A 23,593-nucleotide genomic window follows, 5' to 3' on the forward strand; every position below is an offset into this window, starting at 1 on the left:
TCACCTGTCACGCTAGTCCCGCAGGAGTCTCGCACCTTGCACTCCAATCAACTTTTCATTGAAGATTTTTCACGTCAAAGGAGCTGCCTAAAGGTCAATTTTCGACTTTCAGGACAGCCCCTTTTTTATTTGATTCTATAAAGAGCCCAGAATACCGATCAGCAAGCTTCCTCCGAAAACAATTAATAACAGGATGACGAACCATTTGATCCACGGCTGTGACTTTTTAGGAAAGTCATCAATCGAGTGTTTCTGCTGGTAACCCATGAACCGTTATTTCTTCTGGTTCAATCTCTTTAGATTCATCATTCATCACTTATACACCATGATCGTTTGCAGCGGCTCAAAACACATTTTTTCGTAAATGCCTTTCGCAAAATTGGCGTCAAATACATTGAGCCTTACCTCTTCATACCCTTTTTCCTTTAACTCACTGATTCCTGCCTCGACTAGTTTTTTAGAGAGTCCTCTTCCCCTATAATCCTGCAGTACGTAGACGTCGTAAATAAAACCGATCTCTTTTTCAGTAAAATAATCCGTATTATGGCCAATCATGATCCAGCCGCCTACTTTATCCCGATCTTTGTATACGAGGTGATACGCCCCCTTTTCCACGATAGCGGTAAGCATATGCTCTGCCTTTTCCTGCGTTAGAACCCCAGTCCCTTGCAATCCTTCATTTGCAGAAAGAGCAGCATTGGATAGTATGTACGCTGTTTCCTCACGGTTCGCTTGTTCAATCATGTTTTAAACCTCCTGCATCTTTTTTATTGATTCTTCAAACAGGACGTATATCCTTCTCGTTAATGGATTTTATTCCCATTTACCAATACATAGGATTAAATTATGGTTTTCGGTTATGGCCCAAACTTATTTTTTATATAGTTTAAGGAAGGATTCTTGGAGGTGGTACCGTGGCCGTTGTGCAAGCGAGCAGTTCAGATATTACGTTGTTAGCCCGATTACTTCGAGCGGAAGGAGAAGGAGAAGGCGTCCGGGGAATGCAGCTGGTTGGAAATGTTGGTATTAACAGAATCCGTGCCAATTGTTCCGATTTTAGAGGGCTGAGGACGATTCCCCAGATGATTTACCAGCCCCATGCGTTTGAGGCCGTAACACACGGATATTTTTATCAAGCAGCAAGATCGAGTGAAAAACGTCTGGCAAAACGCGCCATTAATGGAGAAAGATACTGGCCGGCAAAATATAGCTTATGGTATTTCAGACCGCAGGGAAATTGTCCGTCTACCTGGTATGGCCAGCCGTTTGTTGCCAGATATAAACTCCATTGCTTCTATCAGCCCACTCCTGAAGAGTGCGACAATGTTTACAATACATTTTAAATCTTTTTGCAGGCTGTGGATCACTCAAACAGCCTGCTTCTTCTAGTTTAACAAATATTTCTTGTTTAACAAGAACGTTTGTTCGTATATTATAGGTATGTAAGCCAACTAAAGGACTATTTTCTGAAGGAATCATAGATGATGATGGTGAACTGCATAATCTTTCGTTGGTGCCAGGCACTGTTGCCTGACACTTTTAATGAAACGTCATGTTTTCAATGGCCTGTTTCACATTTCCATAGACTTTGATAGAAGTAAAATCAATGCCGGCATTTACAATTCTGCTGGCCAATTCAGGACGTATCCCTGTTACTGCAATATCAATTCCGAGGAGAGCCAAAACACTGTGTACAGTAAAGATGTGCCTTGCCACTTCAGTATCAATGGTAACAATTCCTGAAAAATCAAGTATCAGATATTTGACACCCAATGGAGAAATCTTTGGAACCACACGATTTAGCAAGTGGTCGGATCGATTCGAGTCAATCGTCCCGATTAAAGGAAGAATCGCAATTCCGTCTTGGATGGGTACAATAGGTGTGGATAATTCCTTGATTTCTTTTTGTGCTTCTTGTATAACACTGTCTTTATAGCGTTCAAAAGCAAACACCGTTTCATTCATGCTTAGATCCAGCATCTGATTCACCCGTTTAATGACCATGACTACTTCTCGAGTGTTTAATCCGAATTCTATGCCAACTCGCGTTACAAAATCCGAAAAAACCATACGAGTATCAGGATAACGTATAATAATTTTAGAGATATTGAGCTGGCTTCTTGCAGCTGCTTCTCCGTTAGCCTTACTCCATGACAATAGAGCATCAGGAACAGAGCCTTCCTGACAATCTAGGGATTGTGCTAAAAAAACAAAAAACTCATCATACATTAATTTAGCTTGCTTGATCTCCTCTTCTGGAACATCAAAATGAAAACTGCCGATGATCTCATCAACAATGTTTGAAGAGAGTGTGCCAGAGTTCTCCAATAGATAGTTAGCCATAGGGATGATTGAGTTCATGAACATACACTCCTATATTTTTTATATCATTCAGCATGCTAAAATTGAAATCAGAGTTTGATAGCAAAGTAAATTTTTAACCCTGTAAACTACTAAAACCTATTATAGCGTATTTTGTCGCAATTGTAAGATTTTCTTAGAATTGGAATGAAAACGTTCGCTCTCTGCCCGTTTTTGTCTTCAATGTGATACCATATGAATTAAAAAGGTGAGATTATGAGGATGGAAGGTGTACACTTCTTTTTGAAGCCTCTTGACACTTCACATTCAGAAGCAATGCTTCAGTTAGAGCTTGATAACCGTGAATTTTTTCAAAAATATACCCCGTTTAGAGATCCTGAGTTCTATACTTTGGAAGGACAGCGAGAACGGCTGAATGTGATCAAGAGCATGCAAGAACTGGATCATCAGTACAGTTTCGGCATCCATTTAAAAGAATCCGGAAAACTCATTGGTGATATTTCATTGTTCAAGATTGAACGCGAACCTGCTCAAACCGGAATGCTTGGCTACTGTCTTGATCAACATTACAATGGAAAAGGGTATATGACGCAGATCGTCAAACTGATGATTTCGTATGCATTCGAAGTCCAGAAGCTTCACCGCATCGAAGCGGGTGTCATGCCGCACAACAAAGGTTCCATCCGGGTATTAGAAAAAGCAGGATTTCATAAAGAAGGTATTGCTGTAAAATCTGTAAAAATAAACGGCAGCTGGGAAGATCATCAGATGCTTGCCATCATTAACAATGCTGAATAAAGCACATAAAAAGACCGCTCTATGAATGAGCGGTCTTCCGCTTTTTATTAGATAAGAAAGCATATAATTCTGCTTGCATAGAAGTAATTTCTAGCTCTAGCGCCCAGGGCTGAAAACGAATTTCAGTTTTCAGCTTAAGTCCTCGGAGGACGAAGACGGATATCCCCCCTGCCGCTGCCCGTGCGAGCAGTACAGCAGCCAGCAGTGCGATCTGCGCAGCGTTTAATGTGGATAATGAAAATTTATCTACAAAGTTTTTCGTGAAAAGCGGAACACATAGACCGACAAGTGTCGTAATGACACTCATGAGGATGGCCATACTCAGTTTCAGTTTTGGCGGGTTGGTCTTTTTTATTAAATCAATAAACTGCTTCGAGCTTACGTTATTCTCTTTTTTCAAAGTTCATCACCTTCATTGGTAAAATTTGTTTCCCTTCCATGCCTTTACTATACCTGAAAGAAATGAACAAAGTATGAGCGGCAGACGTAGCTGTTTAATATTTTTGTTGAATGTCTAAAATGTCCCATATTTACTCCCATCACAGGACAAGCTGATATAGTTAAGACATCCCAACAACCCCTTTTCATATTTAGACGTAATAACCCGGCAAACAGAGTTTTTTGACAAATTTTTTTGTCTAAAGCCCTGGCCGGGTCTTTTTTTGTTCTCGTTTCATGTATCCGCTTACACGCAGAACTGTTATAGTTTTTCACGATCTGATAGTTGTACAGATTTCCCGCCGGCTTGTTTTCATTTGTGAAAATCAAGATGTTTTATGATACAATGCCTATAAATCGAAATATTCTAATAATAAAACAGTACAAAAATAAAGGAATGACAGCTAAGAAACGGAAGGTGAGATGATGACAACAATCTTAGAATCAGCAAAATCAGAACACAGCAGTTCACCCCTTCGCCGGGATGTTAAATCTCTCGGCCAGTTGCTGGGGAATGTCCTTGTTCAGCAAGGCGGACAGGCACTGCTTGATAAAGTTGAAAAAATTAGAGAAATGACAAAATCTCTTAGAAACAATGATGAATTATCCTATCAGGAGCTGAAAAATGAGATTGCCAGCTTAAAACACCCTGAGCGCCAGCAAGTCATACGGGCGTTTGCCGTCTATTTCCATCTTGTTAATATCGCTGAACAAAACCACCGCATACGGCGCAGACGGGAGTACCAGCTCAAGGATGGGCACCAGCCTGGGTCACTGGAGTACACAGTCACCCAGTTTAAAGAAAACGGCATCGACGCTGAGATCATTAAAAACGTCATTGAAAAACTGTCGATGGAGCTGATTATTACTGCCCATCCGACAGAAGCGACACGACGGAGTGTGCTGGAGATCCATAAACGGATCGCTCTTTTGCTTCACCAGCTCGACCAGACCGTTCTTACACCCCGTGAGCGGGAAGAGCTCAATGAAAAACTGTTTAACGAGATCACCATCCTGTGGCAGACCGATGAATTGCGTGACAGAAAACCGACCGTGATGGACGAAGTTGCGAACGGGCTTTACTATTTCGATGAAACATTGTTTGAGGTCCTTCCTCAGATTCATCAGGAGCTTGAAGAAACGCTGCAGGAGCATTATTCAGCTGAAGACTGGCATGTGCCGAACATTCTGCGATTCGGTTCTTGGATTGGCGGTGACCGTGACGGCAATCCCAACGTTACTCCAGAGTTAACATGGGAAACATTAAAGAAACATCGTAAACTGGCACTGCGAAAATATCATACATCGCTGACGAATTTAATGAAACAGATGAGCCAATCTTCTAAACAGGTCGCCATATCAAAAGAATTAACAGACTCCATTCATGAGGAGTTATCCATACTAAAAGATGGAGAACAGTGGAAGATCGAGCATGAGGCCTATCGGTGCAAAATGGCCATCATGCTGAAAAAGTTAGAACGGGTCGGCAAACCTATAGAAGGGTACCAAAATTCTGAGGAGTTCTTGGAAGACTTGCAGCTTATTAAACGCAGTCTCCTTGGACATTCTCCAGATGGATTCAGGCTTAAAAGCCTTGACCAGCTCATTCGGCAGGTGGAATTATTCGGTTTTCATCTGGCCACACTCGATATCCGCAATCACAGCGGGGAGCATGAAACGGCAATCACGGAGATCTTCCATTCTGTAAATCTGGCTGCTGACTATTCTCGTCTGGATGAAGAAGAAAAAGTAGAACTGTTAGGGAAAGTATTACAGGATCCCCGGCCTTTGCTTCTTCCATACGCTGAAGATTATTCTAATGAAACAAGTCAGATGATTGATGTCTTCCGGATGATTAATAAAGCCCATGAGGAATTTGGAGATCGCTCCATCGAAGTGTATTTGGTCAGTATGACGGAATCGGTAAGTGATCTGCTGGAAGTTCTTGTACTTGCAAAAGAAGCCGGAGTTTATCGCCTTCATGCTGACGGGCGAGTTGAAAGCAAACTGAATGTCGCTCCCCTGCTGGAAACGATTGATGATCTTGTTTCCGGACCTGCCATTATGAAAAAGCTGTTTTCAATGGATTTTTACCAGCAACAGCTAAAACAGCATGGAAACGTGCAGGAAATCATGCTTGGTTATTCGGATGGAAGCAAGGATGGCGGTACACTGACGGCCAACTGGAAGCTATACAAGGCTCAGCAGGAAATCCATGAGGTGGCTGATCAATACAATGTCCGTTTAAAATTCTTCCATGGCCGCGGGGGTTCATTAGGACGCGGGGGCGGCCCGCTGAATCGAAGCATCCTCTCTCAGCCAGCCGAAACATTGGGAGACGGATTTAAGATTACTGAACAAGGTGAAGTGCTGTCCTCAAGGTATTCCTTATATGACATTGCCTACAGGAGCCTTGAACAAGCAACTTCAACATTGCTTTCTGCAGCCGCTGATGCTTCAACAGATGCACAGCAAAACGACAGCAGGACAAAAGCATGGGAAGATGTCATGGAAGGCATCTCTTCCGCATCACTTATGAAATACCAAGAGCTTGTCTTCAATGATCCTGATTTCCTTACGTACTTTAAACAAGCGACTCCTCTTCCTGAATTGGGATCTCTCAATATCGGATCCCGTCCTATGAGCCGTAAAGGAAGCGAACGTTTTGAAGACCTGCGTGCCATTCCTTGGGTGTTCGCATGGACCCAAAGCCGTCAGCTCCTTCCAGCCTGGTATGCGGCAGGAACAGGACTGCAGCATTATATGGAAAACAATGACCAACTCAACCTTCTCCAGCAAATGTACAATGATTGGCCGTTCTTCCGTTCGACCATTGATAATTTGCAAATGGCCTTGATGAAAGCTGACTTAACCGCTGCACGAGAATATACGGGGATGGTGAAAGACCAGGAGATGGCTAAACGTATATTTTCCGAAATTGAAAATGAGTACCACCGCACAACTGAAGCCATCCTGCTTATCACACAGCAGGATCATTTGATGGATCAGCTGCCAAACATCAAAGAATCCATCAGACTAAGAAACCCATATGTAGATCCACTCAGCTTCCTGCAGGTAGAATTGATTTCTAAGCTGCGTGAAGACGAGCAACTGGATGAAGATCTGTTAAGAGAAGCGCTGCTCACCATTAATGGAATTGCAGCCGGGCTCCGAAACACAGGATGATCCTCAGGACACCGCCACTAGTTGGCGGTGTCTTTTTACGTTCTTATGTAATCGTTATGTGAAATTTTATGGATATTGTGAAAAAAAACACGTAAGTTCAAGCAGATATTCATTTTGCTTTTTTCTATCTTTATGATCCTCCCGCCATTTTTTCGGCTGTTAAATCAATATGAAGGAGCGAAAACAGCCATTCGATAGCGAATGGCTGTTTAGAAAAAAGTGTTTATCGGCATGTGTGAAAAGTCGGGTCATTGCCTGCTTTTATTTTTCGTCGATCGGCATTTGAATCAATTGATTGGAACCAGTGGCTTTCGGCATCTTGCCGTCCCATTTCTCAATCCACTTGTTCTGAATCACTTCTTTAGAGATTGATTTTTTTATGATGTCATTGTAATCAGCAATCCCCTTGGCTTCGATCTGTTTCTTCGCTGCTTCTGCTTTTGCGATCTTCAGCTCAATCTGCTTGCGTTCAAGCTCCTGTGCCGCTTCGACCCTCTTGTCGATAGCAGCTTGCGTTGATTTATCAGGCTTAGGCACGCCAAGCGTCAGGTTGTTGACATTAAAGCCGAGCTTTCGGACATCATCTGCAAAGATTTTTTGAACGTTTCCTGCTGCTTCTGATGATTTTTCACCATATGTATCGATAACGGAATATTTAGCGATCGCTTTACGCCCTGCATCCCATAATCTTGTTCTTAGATAAGAGCCTTCAATCTCTTCGATCTCAACCGGGCCGAATTTGTTAAAAACATTCACGACTTTATCCGGCTGTATGCTGTAGTTATAGGCAAAATCAATCGTCACACTCTTACCGTCCGAAGTAGCTACTTGTATGTTGCTATAATTTACGGTCTGCATCCTGACCGGATAAATCGTCACTTTGTCAAAAAGACCAACCAGGTGCCAGCCTTGGCCGAGCGTATCCTCCTGAACTCCCCCATTCGGGCTGTATACGACACCGACATAGCCATTCGGAATCTTTTCAATGAATAATGATGTGAGCCCTACTGCCAGCAGCAATGCCACTCCAACTATGACTCCCCCTAAAATTCTGCGGTTATTCCCCTTTTTGCTTTTCTTCTCCATCTTGTTCCTCCTGTAGCTTTTCTTTGAATTTTGTAGCCTTATCTCCCACTTTTTTAAATGAAGGAGATAGGATTAGCCATACACCAAAACAAAGCACTAGCACAATCAGAATTGAGCCAATCAGTACTTTCATACGTCTCCCTCCCCTTTACTATTATTGCGGATAATCCTAAATATGTCTTTTATGGAACCTTTATACTATAGTATAGCGGCTATCCCTGCCAAAAAAAGAACAGCGATATATTCAGCTGTTCTTTTCTGATTGATTAACGTTTTTGATGCCAATCATCAATATTCCAAACCTGTGTGATCCAGTCTTTATAAAAGTCAGGTTCATGTGAGACGAGCAGCACGGTTCCCTCATATTTTTCAAGAGCTTCTTTAAATGCTTGTTTTGACAGGGTATCCAAATGGTTGGTCGGTTCATCCAAGACAAGGAAGTTGCTCTTCGCAGCCATTCAGCGGACTATGGAACGAAAAGGCAGCTTCCTCCTGTGCAAAGTATGCTGGCTTAACATGAGCCCCCATCTTAACTGAACCATTTAATGGGTTAATCATTCCCAATATGGTTTTTAGCTGAACATTGGGAAGCCAATGAACCCCTCCTGAGTCAGGCAGCAATTCCTGCGACAATATACGCAGCAAGGTTGATTTGCCGGCTCCGTTTCTCCCGGCCAATCCGGCGTGTTCACCAGGCAGCAGCCGGAAACTGATATCTTTAAAATTTAGTTGATCTCCATACATATGGGTCACTTGATTGACAGTTAAAATACTCATTTCATTCTCTCCTTTTGCTTTGATTCGCTTCAAAGCTAACTGAGAGAACAGCATGATAAAAAAACCTATTTATTTTTTGGGCAATAAAAAATGGGTAAGGTGAATACACCTTACCCATTGAATAGTTAATAACATAAGAAGGGATTGGCGATTTTACCTACTGTTCTTCGATTAGCTTAATTTCTAAAAAAGGGCAGACTTCTCCCGTATCAAGCTAAATCTCTAATAAGAACAGTTGATAAAAAAAACATCCTTTCCACCTCAATCTGGAATTTTTCGTTACGCTAATAGTTTACGCAAATACACACTCATTTGTCAATCTTAGCCAGTATTACTTCTTGCGGGTTGGATCGTCATCTTCAGCAAATTCTGTGACAAATCGCAATTTAGGTGTGGCCCCATGATGCCTGATCTCTCTTTTTCTTTCCGGCAGGTGTTTGAGCAGATAACGATGAACATAAACCTCCGCAGCTGTGATGATTATAGCAGAGATAGCGCTCCCCCAAGCGATCTGCAGGTAGCCGTGAAGAAGTATCGCTCCAAAAATCCAAACGATCATGTACGTTAAAATGAATTCTGCCATCAGTGTATTGGTGCTTCCAATCCGAGGCAGGAGAATTCGGTCAGCCAGGATATAAGATACAGCCGTTACGGTAACACCAAAAGAAATGATATCTGTCAGCGTTGCATCGAAAAACAAGTCCAGTCCGATTGAAAAAGCAATCAAGCTTACAATAAATTTTATTAATATGACTTTTGCTTGTTCCAAAGTTAAAACCTCCTTTTTCTGCTACTAGTTTGCAACAAAAAATGGCCGTTCATTCTTGTTATGAGAATACTTCGGTGTTGGTTCAATTATTTTTATTTCTTAAATAATTATTATAATAAAGAGATGCGAGTCGATTATAAAATCAGACTGGCATCCCTTTTTTAATCGTTATGCGTGAACAGCCTCAGGTATCTCCATGTGGAGGGGAGGAGGAACCAACCATCCTTTTTCTTTCATCATCCTCAAGAGTCGTACACCAAACTGTGCTTTATTCATGTGGAACTGCCCAAACATGGCTCCGATATCTTCCCTGATAGACTGCCCCATAATCTGACTGCAAGCGACTAAACCTGCTGCTCCATCTTTTGCAACTGAAGCTGCAATTTCTGGATCGCTAAAGCGGGCTCCTGCAGGAATACTTTCTAAAGAAGCTGTTGGACGTTCAGGAGGTGCTGGCGGTAAACCAATTCCATTGGCTTTTAGAACCTTTTCGACCTGTTCGATTTCTTGTTTCATGGCTTGAACAGAGTCTTCCAGGAATTTTTTCAAGTCTCCGTCTCCAGTATGATTGATTAGCGTTTCATATCCTGCGACATATCCCTTATTTCCGGCAAGGTAACTCCACATACCGAAGACTTCCCCATAATGCATTGGTTCATTCTGTGGATTTCCGCTTAAGATTCCCATAATCGTCCTCCCCAATTGAATTAAATTTGTTTTATTCATTGTGGACCACCTCTCTTGGTCATTTGGCCACAATATATAGAGTATCTAAACCGCTAAAAAGATATTCGTGAAATGTTAAAAATACAAAAGGTAAAAACTTGTCCTTGCTTAGAGAATAAATCCTTCTTTTTAGGAAAAATTATAGATGTTTGAAAGGAGGGATAATTTGATGAATAAGATAACTGCTTTAGTATGTGCAATTGCAATTTCCATTTTTACATTTTCCATGCCAGTATTTGCTGAACGTGGGACGGACATGATGGATCGCGGAGACAGAATCACAAACAATAATTACAACGATCGCACTCCAGCTACTCGAAATGTCTCTACTGTTAACGATAACAACGATAATGATACAAACTGGGAATGGATTGGGCTACTTGGATTAGTAGGCCTGTTAGGACTAAGACGCAGAGATCGAGAAGAGGCACACAAATAAGTAAAGTCGGCTACAAGAATTTCCTTGTAGCTTTTTATTTGTAAAAATCTAGGCATAACATTAAAAGGGTCCCTTTTATAGATGTTGTTCCATACTATGGCCCGATTATTGCTTAAAAAGAAACATCGCTCCCTCTTCAATGGTTTGGTTCAATTACACAATAGTTACGGGAGCCAGTGGACTCGTACTCGTACGAATGGAATTCATTGATCACTCGTATATGGGCTACTGGCAAGTGAGATGATATGACACCAATTCATGGGTGAAGAAGATTTAGATCAGAAATAAGAAAAAGCTGGTCCGCAGCACTGCGGCCAGCTTTTTCATTGAAATTAACGAGCGTAACCAGAAAGCTGCTGTTGAGCAGTAGCCACTAAACGTTTTGTAATTTCTCCGCCTACAGATCCGTTTTGACGGGAAGTAGTGTCAGCTCCAAGCTGAACTCCAAATTCAGAAGCGATTTCCCACTTCATTTGATCAAGTGCTTGTTGAGCACCTTGTACTAATACTTGATTAGATTGCTTTGCCATATGTATGTTCACCTCCTTTTTTTTAACATCTCTCTAAGAAGTTTTTTTATACAAAATTGAATGAAAATAATTCCTCTTTTCATTAACACAAATAAACTCCTTATCCAGCTTGATAAGGAGTTTATGATTACACATAGTCAGAATCTTCGTCCGTTTGTTCCTGATCCACCAGAAACCGTTCATAATCCTTGTGCATTTTATTCGGAATGATGCGAGTATTGCTTCCATCCATGTCTGTTGCGATAAAACCTTCAATATCCTCAACGTACCCCACATTTTCTTCGGATTCAATAAACATTTCATTATAATTCATCATTCCATTTTCCGAGAAATCAGACGGGGACTCACTCGTCCCGTAAACAGCTACGTCCTGCCAGGAATCTTCTGAATCGTAAAAGGTTGCATCTTTTTGATCATTATTATATTGGCCATATGGAGGCTTCAATACTTCTTCTTCAATTGGCCGGTTATTGGAACTGCTTTGTTCAAGGCTGTGCTCTTTGCAGTAAGCCGTTGTTGGCAAGGCCTCTAGTCTTGCCATACTGATTGGCTGTTTGCACGTTTTGCAATATCCATATTCCCCTGCATCAATTCTTTCAAGTGCCTGATGAATGGATTTTAATTCCGATTCATTTAATTCATTCAATGCGATATCTTTTTGCCTTTCGAACAATTCTGTACCCAGATCCCCCGGATGGTTATCATAACTCGAAAGCTCGCTGACCGATTCTTTAATAAGCTCTAACTCATTTCCATAATGACGGTTATACGCCAACCGCTCGTTCAATTCATTTTGCATCTGCTGGAGACGGTCTTTAAACTGATTGATGCTCTGCTGTGACCATACCATTTCATGACCTCCGAAAGTAGAATCTCGTACACAACTGTATTATTTGACATAATGTTGACGCTCATACTTTTTAATGATTGGAAAAAAATAAGGACTGCCTATTTAAAATAGGCAGCCTTGTCCATTGAGTATTCTGTTATGTCTTCGCTAGAATTAGCGTTTTCCACCAAATCCAGAAAGTTGAGATTGAGCTTGAGCTACTAGACGTTTAGTGATTTCTCCACCAACAGATCCGTTAGCACGAGCTGTTTGGTCAGCACCAAGTTGTACACCAAATTCAGAAGCGATTTCGTACTTCATTTGGTCGATAGCTTGTTGAGCACCTTGAACCAATAGTTCGTTGTTGTTTCCACCTTGTTGAGCCATGTGTTTTCACCTCCTCAATTGGTATACTTAAATTTTCTCTCTAATGATTGCAAACCATACTATGTAATATTTGTAAAAAACCGAAACATTGTTGACATGAAACCAAATGGTTGTATATAATTCAGGAAGCGAAACCATATAGTTTCATATAATTTTAAAAAGTGAGGGAAACCATGATGTCCGATTTTACGGAAGAACGAGTAAAAGATATTCAATATACTGATGTTTTCAATGCCCCTATTGAAAAAGTGTGGAAGACCGTTGCAACTGCAGATGGGATCTCCGCTTGGTTTATGCCCAATGACTTTGAGCCGCATGTTGGCCATGATTTCCATATTCAATCTCCGTTTGGCCCGTCACCATGCAAAGTGTTATTGGTTGAGGAGCCGCATAAGCTTTCTTTTGCGTGGGATCAATTTGGCTGGATCGTAACGTTTGAACTTAAGGAAGAAGAAGGTAAGACCCGTTTTACCCTTACTCATTCAGGCTGGGGCCATCCGGATGCTATCCTGCCTAAAGCCCAGCAAAAAGTATCCGCTGTACGGGACAATATGAACGGCGGCTGGGCGAAAATCATGCAAAGTCTAAAGGAACTTGCAGAAAAAGAATGAACGCTTCAGCTAAAAAGCACGATGTTTTCCAGGCCATCGCAGACCCTACACGCCGTGAAATTTTAAAATTGCTGGCAGGAAAGGAATTTGCCATCACTGAACTTTCGGAACGATTTCCTATGAGCAGGACCGCGGTGTCCAAGCATCTGCTGATCCTTTCTGAAGCAGGCTTAGTTAAAAAACGAAAGTCCGGCAGGGAGAAACTTTACACGCTTCAAGCTGAGCCTTTGTCTGAATTGGAACAATGGCTCTCCTACTTCGAACAGTTCTGGCAGAACAAGATGTCGATGCTAAAAACTTTAGTGGAAAAAGACACTCAGACATAACAAAAACCTGCCTTCTTGAGCAGGTTTTTGTTTACCACACATTTTTAAAGTTTCCGACAATCTTATGAGCAGGAATTGCTGAAATAAAGGCTGTTTCATCAATACCTTTCACAATATCAACCAAATCAGCCCATTGAATATTCACAATGACACAAAAAACTACCTGTTTGCTTTCATGAGAATACGCTCCTTCACCTTCCCAGAATGTTACCCCCCGGTTAAAGGCTTCGTTTAATGCACCTGACACCTCGTTTCCTTTATCGGTCACAATCATGACGGAACTTCTTTCTGCAACAGTCAGGATAGTATCGTATGTTTTCGCGCCGACATACATCGAAAGAATCGTGAACATGGCCGACTGTACATTGAAGATAACAGCGGAAACGGAAATAATGATAAAATTCATGATCAGGCCGAAGCGGGCGATCGAAAGATTTTTATACTTGGCGATCACTCGCCCAAGAACATCGAGTCCCCCATTTGAACCTCCGGCACGAAGCATAATGGCTCCGCCAGCAAAAGAAACCACACCCCCGAAGATCGAGGCAAGAATAATATTGTGCGTCCACATCATCTTAATCGGTATAAGATGCAGAAACAGTGAATCGAAACCAACAGCCAGCAGTGTATAAATAATAAATTTCTTGCCCAGATGAATATAGGCCAGGACTAGGAGCGGAATATTATAGAGAAAATATTGCGTTCCGACCGACCAGCCTAACGTATTGTAGATGATCATGCAAATACCCATCAGGCCGCCAGAAAGTAAATGTGCCGGCAGAAGCAGCGTATTCGATCCTACCCCAATGAGCAAACTCCCAAAAATAATGCAAAGCACTTCAAAAGCAATTCTGACCACTCTTTTTTCCAGCATGTGCAACCCTTCTTTTCAAGCAATTATGTTCCAACATATGTATCCTACTATAATGAACTTTTTTATGTAACAAAAGAAATAACATCTCGTTTAATATTATCCTTATTGCCCTGGAGTAAACCTTCCGGTGAAAAATGAAAGGTGCCAATGAAAGGTGCCAGGCACCGCGATTACACAAGTATGTAAAAGCGGTGCCTGGCACCATTTCCAGCTACTAGAGCATTCAATCCCTCTCAAAACGTTACAAAAAACGGAAAAACGACGAAAACTATAACAACTGTTTTTTTATTCTTTATTAAAGGAGGGGTCTGAAAGTGTCGAAAGTATTGAGCAAAGAAACAAGACCCTATTTCAAAACAATTAGCGGACTTATTTTAAATCAAAAGGAAACCTTAGCGAAAACCATATTAGATGAAGAGCGATTCGATTACAGCCACTTAGGAAACAATCGGAGTCGGTTAGAACATCTTCGTATGAAGCTGATTCATTTGTATGGAGAGACCGTATCGCTTCCACCAGCTGTCTCTGTTGAAAGGCTGAAGGAATGGGGAGCTGAATATGCTGATATCTTTGTTTCGCTTAATATCCCATTGGATCGTGCCATCGAAGAAGTACATTTTTACCGTACTAAAATCGGCATCATCATAAAAGAAGAAGCCAAAATGCAAAAATTGGATCTCGATACGTTTTACGAACTGATTTCTGAATTTGATTCCGTAGTTGATACTGCTGTTCTTATGGTAAGTACTTCTTATATGGAAAAACACGCTTCCAACCTGGAGACCGCCGGGCATGAAATCGATGAACTTTCTGTTCCCGTCGTGCCTCTCGGGGACGGAGTGGGTATTCTGCCTATGATTGGCGATATCGATACAAATCGTGCTCAGGTACTCATGGAAAACGCCTTGCGGAGTTCTGTAGACCTAAAGCTCGATCACCTTATTCTGGATTTATCTGGAGTACCAATCATTGATACGATGGTCGCGCAAAAAATCCATCAGGTCATTCAAGCACTCGAACTGATTGGTGTGAAGACAAAAATCAGCGGCCTTCGCCCAGAGCTTGCTCTGACAATGACCGCACTTGGTGTGGAATTTAATGGGGTCACCACATTTTCTAGCCTGCATCTTGCCCTTCAATATTTGGGGTTTAAGCGGGAAATGTAAGTGCATTTCTTTTAGGGTGTCAGGCACCGGGATTTCGGTGCCTGGCACCGCTTTTTTATTTGGAATCAAAAAAGAAGCACCCATTAAGAAGATGCTTCTTTTCTTTGAAATATAAATAGATTAGATCAGTTTGCTTGTGTTGATCGCTTCCCTGTAACCGGAACGGGTAAAATGGAACGATTCATCGAGTAACCCTTCACGCTGAAGAGATTCCAGTGTCTCCTCCGGTATATTAATGGTCAGTTCGTCAAGACGTTCATTGATTTCACTTAATGATGCAGTATTTACAAAGTCAGGCTTGAGCAGCCGAACGATTCCTTCAATCCTGGAATCACGCTTTTGAAATAGCTGCGGTGTTTTATTGATCGCCTGTGAGATCTTGTTCGTAAACTGAATGAGTTCCTGTTTTAGATTAGAGGCTTGAGTTTCTTTTTCCTGAAGCTGCTGTTGGAAATATTTCCTCTCTTCTTCATTCAAATCTGCTCTCGTATACAGCTGCTGGTAAATCTGGGTTTTGTCCATCTCAATCTGTTTAAGCTCTTCTTCTTTAATTCGCTGGGTTTTCATATCTTCTTCATTCGGCTCATAGACGTAATCTTCATCTGACTTTTTATATTCAATCCTATCCTCTGTTTCCGGCGGTTCTTCTTCTGTTACCTGAGGAGTGACGGAGGAAGCCTGAGCCTCTTCAAGCCGTTCAGCAGCCTGTTCTTTTGGCTCATCCTTTTCTGAGGCTTCTTCAGCCTGTTCTTCTTGTACTTCCTCTGCCAGCTTATCATCAACCGGCAGTTCTTCCTCTTTAAGCATTTTTTCCTTTGGAGTCTCCATTTCTCCTTCAAGAAATGTTTCTTCTGCTTCTAAATCTTGTTGATCATTCCTTGAAGCTACCGTTTCCGGAAGTGATTGTATTACCGGGGCATCATCCCTTTGCCCCTTAATGGACCCCTCCTCTAATCTACGAACGAGGTCATTAAATTTTTTATAGTACATCACTGAAATCGTCAACGCAAAAAGAGAAGCAAAGAGAGAAATAAAATCAGAGAAACGGAAAACAAATGGCGAAGTGGCAATCTTATAAAAAAGTAAAAGAGCAAATGCACCAATTACAATCACCTTAAGCCAGCTTTCACGATTCTGAATCTGTTCACTTTTTCCTGAAGCTCCACTGTTTCCTCCAAAAAAAGATAATAACTTTTTTTTCATAGTGTGTTCCTTTCTTCAACTTGTGTCTTTTTTACAATTTACCCCAATATCTGGGTGTGAGCAAGAAATAGCATTTTACTGGTGCCAGGCACCCCTTACATAAGTTATCGAGTAAGTTGGTTGGTTTCTAGGGGTTTAAGCGGGTCTATTCTACTATAATCGCTTTACCTGTAATGCATGTTCTTTGTATTACGCCATCCCTGACCTCCACATTTGATTGAATAATGCTAGGTGATCCCATTGAGTAACCCTGCTTTACGATATAGTGGACTAAAGGGTTTGTCGCAATCATTAAGAGCCTATAACAAAAGACATATGTAAGATAGCTAAACCGAACCATCTAATAATCGCTAGGACGTTTTTACTTCTGGGAGGGTATCCATATGGCAAAAGCAAGGCTGCATTGTAGGGATTGAAATCCTAAAAGTACTCATTTAATGGCGAGCTCAATCAATCCCAAAGACTTTGATGCAGTATGGAATTTTGCCGTATACACCGCCAAAGGCTTTGTAAATAGCTTTTTGTTCAGTCTGGACCACGAGAAGTTCAACCATGCCCTTTTTGATATTGCTGTGGCTACAAGGCATGAAGGAGACTTCAACCGTCTGCGGGAGGAAGCCGGAAGCTAATCGACTTCCTATATTAAAAAGCTTAGGAGATTGTTTATGTGGAGTGACAAAGGAAAATATATTGAGATCAAACGGCATGATGTTCTTTTTGAAGAGTGTCTTCGTTACTTAAACCGAAATCAAAATGAACTGCTGCATTCCGTGGATATGGACAACAAATCCGTAAGAAAGGCGGTTAGATGTGAAAAAGAGTGTGTTTTGATTCAGTTGGAGGCCACAGATCAGCACCTCGTTCTATCATTTCCAATCGAAGTTCCCGATCACAATACAAAAGCAGAGATTGTTCATCACGTCATCGATTGGATGGATTTGGAACGGGATTTAACCCCTTTCTATCAAATGGCAGAAGAAGACCGTATTTTGCGTAAGGTTGTCCCAGGGCGGGAAGGGCTGAGAATCATTGGAGTGCCTGACCTGTTTGAAGCCTTGGCCTGGTCTATAATGGGGCAGCAAGTCAGCCTTCACGTGGCTTATTTATTGAAGAGGCGGTTAGTTGAACACTTCGGAGAAAACATGGCATTTAACGGAAAAGATTATTGGATGTTTCCTGAGCCTGATAAAGTCGCCAATCTTACTAAAGAAAATTTACTCTCCCTAAAGTTCACAAACCGAAAGGCAGAGTACTTGTTAGATGCTGCTGAATTAATCTCTAACAGCAGATTAACCAAAACAGGACTCCAAGAACTGCCCCTTCACGAGATGGAAAAGAAATTGACTTCGATCCGCGGAATAGGGAGCTGGTCAGCAAACTATGTCATCATGAGGTGCCTGCGCCATCCTGATGGATTTCCTGCTGCAGACGTTGGTTTGCATAACGCGTTAAAAAAGGTGCTTGGTTCCTACTCCAAGCCAAGCCTTCCAGAAATCATCGAGTGGTCTCAAAGTTGGACAGGCTGGAGAGCCTATGCCACCTTTTATTTATGGATGGAGCTGGCAGCTGGATAATCTCTTTTATATTACATATTGCTCACACTCGGCTCTAAAATCGAAAAACGGTTGTTAACGGTATCGAGGTTCGCTTGTGCACCGATTGGAATGGCTGCCTTATAATACCCATGTGCTGTTGTAACATTTGTCATGAGCGGCTTCCCAAGTGGTACGACAAACGTAGTAATGAGCTGATCATACGTTACACCGTACGCCGGTTCACACGCTGTGCATTCACCCATCACAATGCCTGCACAATCATCAAATTTACCCGCAATTTTTAAATGATTGAGATACCGGTAAACCTGGTTAATCGGTTCATGGGTCTCCTCTATCACTAAAATTTTTCCTGCTGTATCAATCTCAAACGGAGTTCCAAGTGAATCCACAAGCGAGGTCAAATTGCCGCCAACAACTTCTCCCGTTATATTTCCTTGTACTCTGCTAATTTGAGGAATACCCGGCGGATTAACAATTTGCCGGGGTGACTGAACAGTTGAAGTTGCCTGGAAAAACTGTTGGTAGTTATAAGCCGGTGTATTTGGATTAAAGTCCAGCAGGAGAAGGCTCTGAAAGGTGATTAAATCGGTATATTGATACAGTACATTCAGCAGGATCGTAATATCGCTGTATCCTGATACGATTTTTGGATTCTGCCGGATGACATCAAAATCCAGATACGGCAGAATTCCCTCTACTCCTACTCCCCCTCTTGTCGGCAAAATCATTTTCACCTTTTTATTCGTAAACATCGCCATTAAATCAGCTGCCCGCTGTTCATCCGTTCCGGCCAAAAAACCAGTACTCGTGTAAACATTTTTCCCGAGGACAATATTGAATCCAAAATTTCGCAGCGTGGTTAATCCTTCATTAATTATTTGGGCCTCCAGAGGGCTTCCTAGTGTCACGATCCCGATGGTGTCCCCTCTCTGCAGTATCGGTGGTTTAACAGCCATACCTTCATCCCTCCATCAGCACGGTTTCCCATCGAGATTCCATCGATTATGTATATTAGAGTGATGATTTTCCTATAACTATATTTTTTCAATTCCTCCAATCAAAATACTAAAAAGGGAACGAACCGGGTATGTAGAAGTATATAGATATACCATCGTGCCATTTTTGCAATCTCAAATGAAAGGGAGAAAGGGGAATTCCCATGAAAGAATACAAGGTTATTGAATCCAGCGGGCGGTTTACTTTCAGCCTGGAAACGTTAAGAGACTCAAATACTCCATTGTCCAGAGAGGAAGCCGAACAGATTAAAGAAAGGCTGGAAGAGTGCGTTCCCTTTCAGCTTGAAGTTGTAAAAATTGATTCAACGGAATGAAAACCTGCCCTGTGAGGCAGGTTTTCTTATTACTAATTAACGGCTATCTTCTTCCGTTTTGTGCGATTGCTTAAAAGCTCCGATTTTTCAAGTACAGCATAGATCGAGCACCAGGACCTCTTGGAAAAATAGATGGGAACACTCTGTTTGTTCGCCTTTTTCTTGATCGCTGCTGAAAACTCATGGTTTATAAAATCGGTCAGGACCAGAACCAAGTTCACATGACTTGGAATATCCTTTTGAGACATTCTAGCTTTTCTTCCGCTCACATGAATGATCTCCCTTATCCCTTGATGCTCCAGTTTCTTCGTAATTTTCCCAAGATGATCTCCACCAACAATTAATAACGACGACATACCAGCATCTCCCTTCTCTCTCTTATTTCAACTATTTCTTTTTGCTCAAGCTGAATAAAAAAAACAAAGGCATACATCCCAAAAAGAGAGTTGCCTTTGGTTTTTCAATCAGCAGCAAAAAAGAATATAAAAATATCCCTATGGATTTACTCTGTTTTATACCGTAATAAAAACCTCTTCCTACTACGATCACGTAATAAGAAGAGGTTAGACATAACCAAATTACCCTTCTTATTGTCCAAGCCAAAGCTTGTTGGAATTGGCACAGATCCCTCTCCGGAACCGCTGCCGAGACTTCAAAGGGCCAAATCCCTCCACCTCTCTTAATAAGTTAGAAAATTTGAAATTATTAAAAATAATATAATGGAATAAGCCTCATCGGTTGCTTTATAGCTTTTGCCTTTTATCTTTAACAGCAGAAGTATTGGCTTTGCTGTCCTTTGATTCGTTATCTGAGCTGTTGAGTGCACATGCGGAAAGAAGCATGGAGAAAACAACCAGGAAAGTAATACTGAGTAATCCTCTTTTCATACACTAACCCCCGTTATTTTATTTTTAACTGGACCAATCATTATGTACAGCAAAAACTCAATAAACATGCTTATGAGTTTTTGCTGTAAAAAAAGCTCAAACCTTATAATTCTGACTGGTTTTGTATGAATTCCATTTATAGATTACTTAAGATGGTTAAATTTGTCAATAACTACTTTTTTCTGTAAGAAAAAGTGAGCAAGTTTACTAGAAGTTTTTATTTTACTTTGCTTTTCAGCGGTAGGTACGTATTGGCGACCACTTCGCCAAACGAATGAAGCGAACGCTTTGCCGCCGGATTTTTATGTGAGATCGGAAGCCTAGGAAAAAGGAGTTCAGCCACTCGGTATGCTTCTTCAAGATGCGGATAGCCTGAGAAGATAAAATGATCAATCCCGATTTCCTGGTATTCTTTCATTCGCTCCGCAACCGTGTCTGCATCACCGACAAGTGCGGTTCCAGCCCCGCCTCTCACCAAGCCTATGCCGGTCCAAAGGTTTGGGCTGATCTCAAGAGAATCTCTTTTTCCGTTGTGAAGAGCAGCCATCCGTTTCTGTCCGACTGAATCATAACGTGAAAAGACTTTTTGTGAAGCAATGATGGTTTCTTCATCTACATATTGAATTAACGAATCAGCCGCAGCCCAAGCCTCTTCTTCTGTTTCCCTGACAATCACATGGAGCCGGATTCCGAAGCTCACAGTTCTCCCCTGCTGAGCTGCCAGCTTTCTGACTCTATCAATCTTTTCTCTGACCTGTTCAGGCGGCTCTCCCCAAGTCAGATAAACGTCAATATGCTTGGCAGCCACTTCAAGCGCCGCATCCGACGACCCTCCGAAATACAGTGGCGGAAAAGGCTCTTGCTCTGAAGGAAGAAGATTTTTTCCTTTTTTTACCTTAAGGTGATTACCCTCATAGTCAACCTCTTCTCCGGCCAGCAGCTCCCTCCAGATGGTTAAAAATTCATCCGTCAGTTTATAGCGTTCACTATGCGATAAGTGCAATCCGTCACCGGCAAGCTCTACCGGATCTCCTCCTGTCACAACATTAATTAATAACCTTCCATCAGAAAGCCGGTCAAAGGTTGAAGCCATTCGTGCCGCTAGAGAGGGAGAGATCAAACCCGGACGTACAGCGATGAGGAATTTCATCTTTTCGGTGGCCTGAATTAAGGAAGAAGCGGTAACCCAAGCATCTTCGCAGGAGTGCCCTGTCGGCAGGAGTGCTCCTTTAAAGCCAAGGCTATCTGCCGCCTGCGCAATCTGGCGAAGATAGGAAAGCGTGATAGGCCGTCCTCCTTCTGATGTTCCCAAATACCGGCTGTCTCCATGTGTCGGCAAAAACCAATATACGTTCATGCTTTATTCCCCTTTCCATCAATGTTTCCCGCAATTTGCAGCTCCGCTTTTTCTAAGTCCTTGATGTACGTATCTTTCTTTACCTCATCGATCAGTTCGTATAATGATACAATCAGCCGCTTCTCGATTTCCTGATCAAACGCAACTTCACGGCCATTGTTATGCTGCAGCTGCAGATCGATTAAATAAATTCCATTTAATATGTTCCTTGCTCCAATGGCATAAAGAACAGGCTTTAACGCGTAATCGATGCTCAGAAGATGGGCGATCGTACCGCCCGTTGCAATGGGCAATACACTTTTTCCAGAGAGGATATCTTGTGGCAGCAGATCCAACAGCGACTTAAGGACTCCTGAATAGGCTGCCTTGTACACAGGTGTTCCAATAATGACAGCTTTTGCTTGTATTATGCTCTTCTCAATGGCTTTCAGATGAGGACTCTGAAAATGGCCAAGAACAAGATCTTCCGGCGGGACATCAAGTACTGAAAAAGATTCTGTTTCAAGCCCCCCTTTCTGGGACAATTCACTTAAATATCGAAGGACGATTCCCGTTCTTGAGGTTACAGAAGGGCTGCCTGATATGGTTACAATATCTGCCACAATAAAATCCTCCCTTAAATGTTTTTAATAAAAAAGTTGTGGAGCGCTTTTGCCAGCCCTCCTGAACCGAACGTAACGTGTGTTTCACGGCATTCTTTGCCTTTTCTCCTCTGGACATCGTTCAGGAATTCAAGAATGTACACTCTCCGATAGAGAATGTTGCGTATTCCTTTCTTTGCAAAGTAGTTTTCGATCGTGTTGTACAACCCTTTATTCACTCCGTATTTTTCCTTGCAAAGCCCTGTGAACTGAAGATCTGTCAAATTCACAAAGTTCAGCTGTTCCTTCGTAATCGATGCAATAAAGTCTTTGGGTCGCTGCCATTCTCTCAAAGACGTCTCTCCCATGTTTATCCCTCCATCAAATGTTGGCGTCTGGTCATTGCTTCTTTAAAACCTTCTCAACAAACTTGTTCTCTATGACTTTTGAAGTATCCAGCTTTGTCTTGATGCCACCTACGTTGTATAGAAAATCAGCTTGTTGCTGATGAGCTTTTGCAAATTCTTTGGTTGTCGGAGAAAGAATCAAATCGGCCCGCTTTAAGACCGTGCTGACGATTTCCGGTTCAAGTTTCTCTTTTTTAGCGATATCTACCGTCACTTCATCCGGATGGTTGATAAACTCTTGTCTGACTTTCTCATATGTCTTTAGGAACAGTACCGTTAAATCAGGATGTTCCTTTGTGAACTGAGTCCTTGCCACCAAAAAGCTGGGCGCATTAATTTTAAGGTCTTCTCCATCAGCCAATGACTTCGCTCCCGTTTGATAGATGGCTGTGGTGGCATACGGTTCCCATGTTGACCAGGCATCCACGGAACCGTTATCAAGGGCAGGTCTTGCTTCATCTGGCTGCAACTGTACAATTTTAATATCCTTGTCCGTCAACCCTGCTTGATCAAGCGCCATATAAAGAAAGTTATAGGCACTGCTTCCTTTAGCCACCGCAATTTTCTTTCCTTTTAAATCTTTTAACTCTTTAATCTTGCTTCCTTTTGGTATGATGATTGAATTTCCCTTTTTTCCATTCGTAGTTACCGCGATCGCTTTAAAATCAACGTTGCCCGACTGTCCGGCAATAAGAGGAGTTCCTCCGGTTGCACCGAAATCCAGCCTTCCAGATGCCAATGCCTCAAAGTGAGGAGGGCCGCTTTCAAATTCACTCCATTTTACTTTTACGCCTTCTTTCTCAAACGCTTTTTCAAAATATTTCTTCTCACGTGCATACGGCAGAACACCGGTACTTCCCTGAACTCCGATGTTGACCGTAACATTCCCTTTCTGCTCCGCGGTGGTGGTTTTCTCACTGCAGCCGGAAAGCATATTTAGCAATAAAATCAGTGTTAATACACCCGCAGCTATTTTTCTCTTCGTTAATTTCATCCGTTTTCTCCTCT

The 23,593-nt window shown here is 42.0% G+C and carries 31 protein-coding genes, 1 pseudogene and 1 riboswitch; of the genes and pseudogenes, 10 read left to right on the forward strand and 22 right to left on the reverse strand.

Annotated features, from left to right (window positions below):
- Positions 1–135: 135 nt before the first annotated feature.
- Together P4361_RS19755 and P4361_RS19760 are read right to left on the reverse strand one after the other, a co-directional pair.
- Positions 136–267 (reverse strand): hypothetical protein, encoded by a 132-nt coding sequence (locus tag P4361_RS19755; RefSeq protein ID WP_328090649.1) that lies wholly within the window; start codon positions 265–267, stop codon positions 136–138.
- A 45-nt stretch (positions 268–312) separates the two neighbouring features.
- On the reverse strand, positions 313–744 hold the full coding sequence (locus P4361_RS19760; RefSeq protein WP_328090650.1) for a GNAT family N-acetyltransferase: 432 nt from the start codon (positions 742–744) through the stop codon (positions 313–315).
- Positions 745–914: 170 nt separating this feature from the next.
- Between P4361_RS19760 and P4361_RS19765 the strand changes: the two genes are divergently transcribed.
- On the forward strand, positions 915–1,343 hold the full coding sequence (locus tag P4361_RS19765) for a cell wall hydrolase (protein ID WP_256227226.1): 429 nt from the start codon (positions 915–917) through the stop codon (positions 1,341–1,343).
- A 196-nt stretch (positions 1,344–1,539) separates the two neighbouring features.
- On the opposite strand, the gene P4361_RS19770 is transcribed toward P4361_RS19765, so the two are convergent.
- A complete protein-coding gene (locus P4361_RS19770) occupies positions 1,540–2,361 on the reverse strand; it encodes an STAS domain-containing protein (protein ID WP_328090651.1) in 822 nt (273 codons plus the stop codon).
- A 216-nt stretch (positions 2,362–2,577) separates the two neighbouring features.
- Here P4361_RS19770 and P4361_RS19775 point away from each other — a divergent pair, with 216 nt between their 5' ends.
- Positions 2,578–3,120 carry a GNAT family protein gene (locus P4361_RS19775; RefSeq protein WP_328090652.1) on the forward strand — a complete coding sequence of 181 codons (543 nt, stop codon included), beginning with the start codon at positions 2,578–2,580 and terminating at the stop codon, positions 3,118–3,120.
- A gap of 19 nt (positions 3,121–3,139) precedes the next feature.
- Here P4361_RS19775 and P4361_RS19780 read toward each other — a convergent pair whose 3' ends face one another.
- Positions 3,140–3,520, reverse strand: a complete 381-nt coding sequence (locus P4361_RS19780; protein WP_328090653.1) for a hypothetical protein — start codon at positions 3,518–3,520, stop codon at positions 3,140–3,142.
- Between the two features lie 464 nt (positions 3,521–3,984).
- On the opposite strand from P4361_RS19780, the gene ppc reads away from it, so the two are divergent.
- Positions 3,985–6,744: a phosphoenolpyruvate carboxylase gene (gene ppc, locus P4361_RS19785; RefSeq protein ID WP_328090703.1), complete on the forward strand. Its 2,760-nt coding sequence runs from the start codon at positions 3,985–3,987 to the stop codon at positions 6,742–6,744.
- A 261-nt stretch (positions 6,745–7,005) separates the two neighbouring features.
- Here ppc and P4361_RS19790 read toward each other — a convergent pair whose 3' ends face one another.
- The 6 genes and pseudogenes from P4361_RS19790 to P4361_RS19810 form a co-directional block, all read right to left on the reverse strand.
- Entirely contained in the window at positions 7,006–7,830 is an 825-nt protein-coding gene (locus tag P4361_RS19790; protein WP_328090654.1) for a prohibitin family protein, read from the reverse strand.
- A complete protein-coding gene (locus tag P4361_RS19795; protein ID WP_248251912.1) occupies positions 7,802–7,963 on the reverse strand; it encodes a hypothetical protein in 162 nt (53 codons plus the stop codon). Before P4361_RS19795 ends, P4361_RS19790 begins: the two co-directional genes overlap by 29 nt.
- A 133-nt stretch (positions 7,964–8,096) precedes the next feature.
- On the reverse strand, positions 8,097–8,261 hold the full coding sequence (locus P4361_RS23315) for a hypothetical protein (protein ID WP_425590294.1): 165 nt from the start codon (positions 8,259–8,261) through the stop codon (positions 8,097–8,099).
- Positions 8,262–8,427: 166 nt separating this feature from the next.
- Positions 8,428–8,607 (reverse strand): annotated as a pseudogene (locus tag P4361_RS23320) (ATP-binding cassette domain-containing protein); the annotation flags it as partial.
- Positions 8,608–8,938: 331 nt separating this feature from the next.
- Positions 8,939–9,376 carry a YndM family protein gene (locus tag P4361_RS19805; protein ID WP_248251911.1) on the reverse strand — a complete coding sequence of 146 codons (438 nt, stop codon included), beginning with the start codon at positions 9,374–9,376 and terminating at the stop codon, positions 8,939–8,941.
- Between the two features lie 168 nt (positions 9,377–9,544).
- On the reverse strand, positions 9,545–10,063 hold the full coding sequence (locus P4361_RS19810) for a DUF3231 family protein (RefSeq protein WP_328090704.1): 519 nt from the start codon (positions 10,061–10,063) through the stop codon (positions 9,545–9,547).
- A gap of 208 nt (positions 10,064–10,271) precedes the next feature.
- On the opposite strand from P4361_RS19810, the gene P4361_RS19815 reads away from it, so the two are divergent.
- Positions 10,272–10,541, forward strand: coding sequence for a WGxxGxxG family protein (locus P4361_RS19815; protein WP_328090656.1), 270 nt, complete (start codon positions 10,272–10,274; stop codon positions 10,539–10,541).
- A gap of 332 nt (positions 10,542–10,873) precedes the next feature.
- On the opposite strand, the gene P4361_RS19820 is transcribed toward P4361_RS19815, so the two are convergent.
- From P4361_RS19820 to P4361_RS19830, 3 genes are all read right to left on the reverse strand, one after another.
- The gene (locus P4361_RS19820; protein ID WP_248251910.1) at positions 10,874–11,071 is read right to left on the reverse strand and encodes an alpha/beta-type small acid-soluble spore protein; all 198 of its coding nucleotides are present in this window, start codon (positions 11,069–11,071) and stop codon (positions 10,874–10,876) included.
- A gap of 127 nt (positions 11,072–11,198) precedes the next feature.
- The gene (locus tag P4361_RS19825) at positions 11,199–11,921 is read right to left on the reverse strand and encodes a TraR/DksA C4-type zinc finger protein (protein WP_256227234.1); all 723 of its coding nucleotides are present in this window, start codon (positions 11,919–11,921) and stop codon (positions 11,199–11,201) included.
- 153 nt (positions 11,922–12,074) lie between these two features.
- Positions 12,075–12,287, reverse strand: coding sequence for an alpha/beta-type small acid-soluble spore protein (locus P4361_RS19830; RefSeq protein ID WP_053355250.1), 213 nt, complete (start codon positions 12,285–12,287; stop codon positions 12,075–12,077).
- Positions 12,288–12,463: 176 nt separating this feature from the next.
- Here P4361_RS19830 and P4361_RS19835 point away from each other — a divergent pair, with 176 nt between their 5' ends.
- Both P4361_RS19835 and P4361_RS19840 read left to right on the forward strand, forming a co-directional pair.
- A complete protein-coding gene (locus P4361_RS19835; protein ID WP_053355251.1) occupies positions 12,464–12,898 on the forward strand; it encodes an SRPBCC family protein in 435 nt (144 codons plus the stop codon).
- Complete coding sequence (locus P4361_RS19840; RefSeq protein ID WP_328090657.1) at positions 12,895–13,224, forward strand: metalloregulator ArsR/SmtB family transcription factor; 330 nt, start codon at positions 12,895–12,897, stop codon at positions 13,222–13,224. The genes P4361_RS19835 and P4361_RS19840 overlap by 4 nt, the downstream gene beginning before the upstream one ends.
- Before the next feature lie 31 nt (positions 13,225–13,255).
- On the opposite strand, the gene P4361_RS19845 is transcribed toward P4361_RS19840, so the two are convergent.
- Positions 13,256–14,098: a YitT family protein gene (locus P4361_RS19845; RefSeq protein WP_062235878.1), complete on the reverse strand. Its 843-nt coding sequence runs from the start codon at positions 14,096–14,098 to the stop codon at positions 13,256–13,258.
- A gap of 314 nt (positions 14,099–14,412) precedes the next feature.
- Between P4361_RS19845 and P4361_RS19850 the strand changes: the two genes are divergently transcribed.
- Positions 14,413–15,264, forward strand: a complete 852-nt coding sequence (locus tag P4361_RS19850) for an STAS domain-containing protein (protein WP_328090658.1) — start codon at positions 14,413–14,415, stop codon at positions 15,262–15,264.
- Between the two features lie 120 nt (positions 15,265–15,384).
- On the opposite strand, the gene P4361_RS19855 is transcribed toward P4361_RS19850, so the two are convergent.
- Positions 15,385–16,467 carry a hypothetical protein gene (locus tag P4361_RS19855; RefSeq protein ID WP_328090660.1) on the reverse strand — a complete coding sequence of 361 codons (1,083 nt, stop codon included), beginning with the start codon at positions 16,465–16,467 and terminating at the stop codon, positions 15,385–15,387.
- 437 nt (positions 16,468–16,904) lie between these two features.
- On the opposite strand from P4361_RS19855, the gene P4361_RS19860 reads away from it, so the two are divergent.
- Positions 16,905–17,096: a hypothetical protein gene (locus P4361_RS19860; RefSeq protein ID WP_256227240.1), complete on the forward strand. Its 192-nt coding sequence runs from the start codon at positions 16,905–16,907 to the stop codon at positions 17,094–17,096.
- Between the two features lie 36 nt (positions 17,097–17,132).
- Positions 17,133–18,041, forward strand: a complete 909-nt coding sequence (locus tag P4361_RS19865) for a DNA-3-methyladenine glycosylase (RefSeq protein ID WP_328090661.1) — start codon at positions 17,133–17,135, stop codon at positions 18,039–18,041.
- Between the two features lie 11 nt (positions 18,042–18,052).
- Here P4361_RS19865 and P4361_RS19870 read toward each other — a convergent pair whose 3' ends face one another.
- A complete protein-coding gene (locus tag P4361_RS19870) occupies positions 18,053–18,979 on the reverse strand; it encodes an LD-carboxypeptidase (RefSeq protein ID WP_328090662.1) in 927 nt (308 codons plus the stop codon).
- 203 nt (positions 18,980–19,182) lie between these two features.
- Between P4361_RS19870 and P4361_RS19875 the strand changes: the two genes are divergently transcribed.
- Entirely contained in the window at positions 19,183–19,353 is a 171-nt protein-coding gene (locus P4361_RS19875; RefSeq protein ID WP_248251902.1) for a hypothetical protein, read from the forward strand.
- A 32-nt stretch (positions 19,354–19,385) separates the two neighbouring features.
- On the opposite strand, the gene P4361_RS19880 is transcribed toward P4361_RS19875, so the two are convergent.
- The 6 genes from P4361_RS19880 to P4361_RS19905 form a co-directional block, all read right to left on the reverse strand.
- Positions 19,386–19,709 carry a DUF2325 domain-containing protein gene (locus P4361_RS19880; protein ID WP_328090663.1) on the reverse strand — a complete coding sequence of 108 codons (324 nt, stop codon included), beginning with the start codon at positions 19,707–19,709 and terminating at the stop codon, positions 19,386–19,388.
- 228 nt (positions 19,710–19,937) lie between these two features.
- Positions 19,938–20,042, reverse strand: a riboswitch (SAM riboswitch).
- Between the two features lie 54 nt (positions 20,043–20,096).
- Positions 20,097–20,240 (reverse strand): hypothetical protein, encoded by a 144-nt coding sequence (locus P4361_RS19885; RefSeq protein ID WP_328090664.1) that lies wholly within the window; start codon positions 20,238–20,240, stop codon positions 20,097–20,099.
- A 217-nt stretch (positions 20,241–20,457) separates the two neighbouring features.
- Positions 20,458–21,597, reverse strand: coding sequence for an FMNH2-dependent alkanesulfonate monooxygenase (gene ssuD, locus P4361_RS19890; RefSeq protein ID WP_328090665.1), 1,140 nt, complete (start codon positions 21,595–21,597; stop codon positions 20,458–20,460).
- Positions 21,594–22,199: an NADPH-dependent FMN reductase gene (gene ssuE / locus P4361_RS19895; RefSeq protein ID WP_328090666.1), complete on the reverse strand. Its 606-nt coding sequence runs from the start codon at positions 22,197–22,199 to the stop codon at positions 21,594–21,596. The genes ssuD and ssuE overlap by 4 nt, the downstream gene beginning before the upstream one ends.
- Before the next feature lie 14 nt (positions 22,200–22,213).
- Positions 22,214–22,546 carry a hypothetical protein gene (locus P4361_RS19900; protein ID WP_091010276.1) on the reverse strand — a complete coding sequence of 111 codons (333 nt, stop codon included), beginning with the start codon at positions 22,544–22,546 and terminating at the stop codon, positions 22,214–22,216.
- 31 nt (positions 22,547–22,577) lie between these two features.
- The gene (locus P4361_RS19905) at positions 22,578–23,579 is read right to left on the reverse strand and encodes an aliphatic sulfonate ABC transporter substrate-binding protein (RefSeq protein WP_425590295.1); all 1,002 of its coding nucleotides are present in this window, start codon (positions 23,577–23,579) and stop codon (positions 22,578–22,580) included.
- Positions 23,580–23,593 lie beyond the last annotated feature (14 nt).

Source organism: Fictibacillus sp. B-59209 (assembly GCF_036216745.1).
In the GTDB taxonomy this organism is placed as follows: Bacteria; Bacillota; Bacilli; order Bacillales; family Fictibacillaceae; genus Fictibacillus_C; species Fictibacillus_C marinisediminis.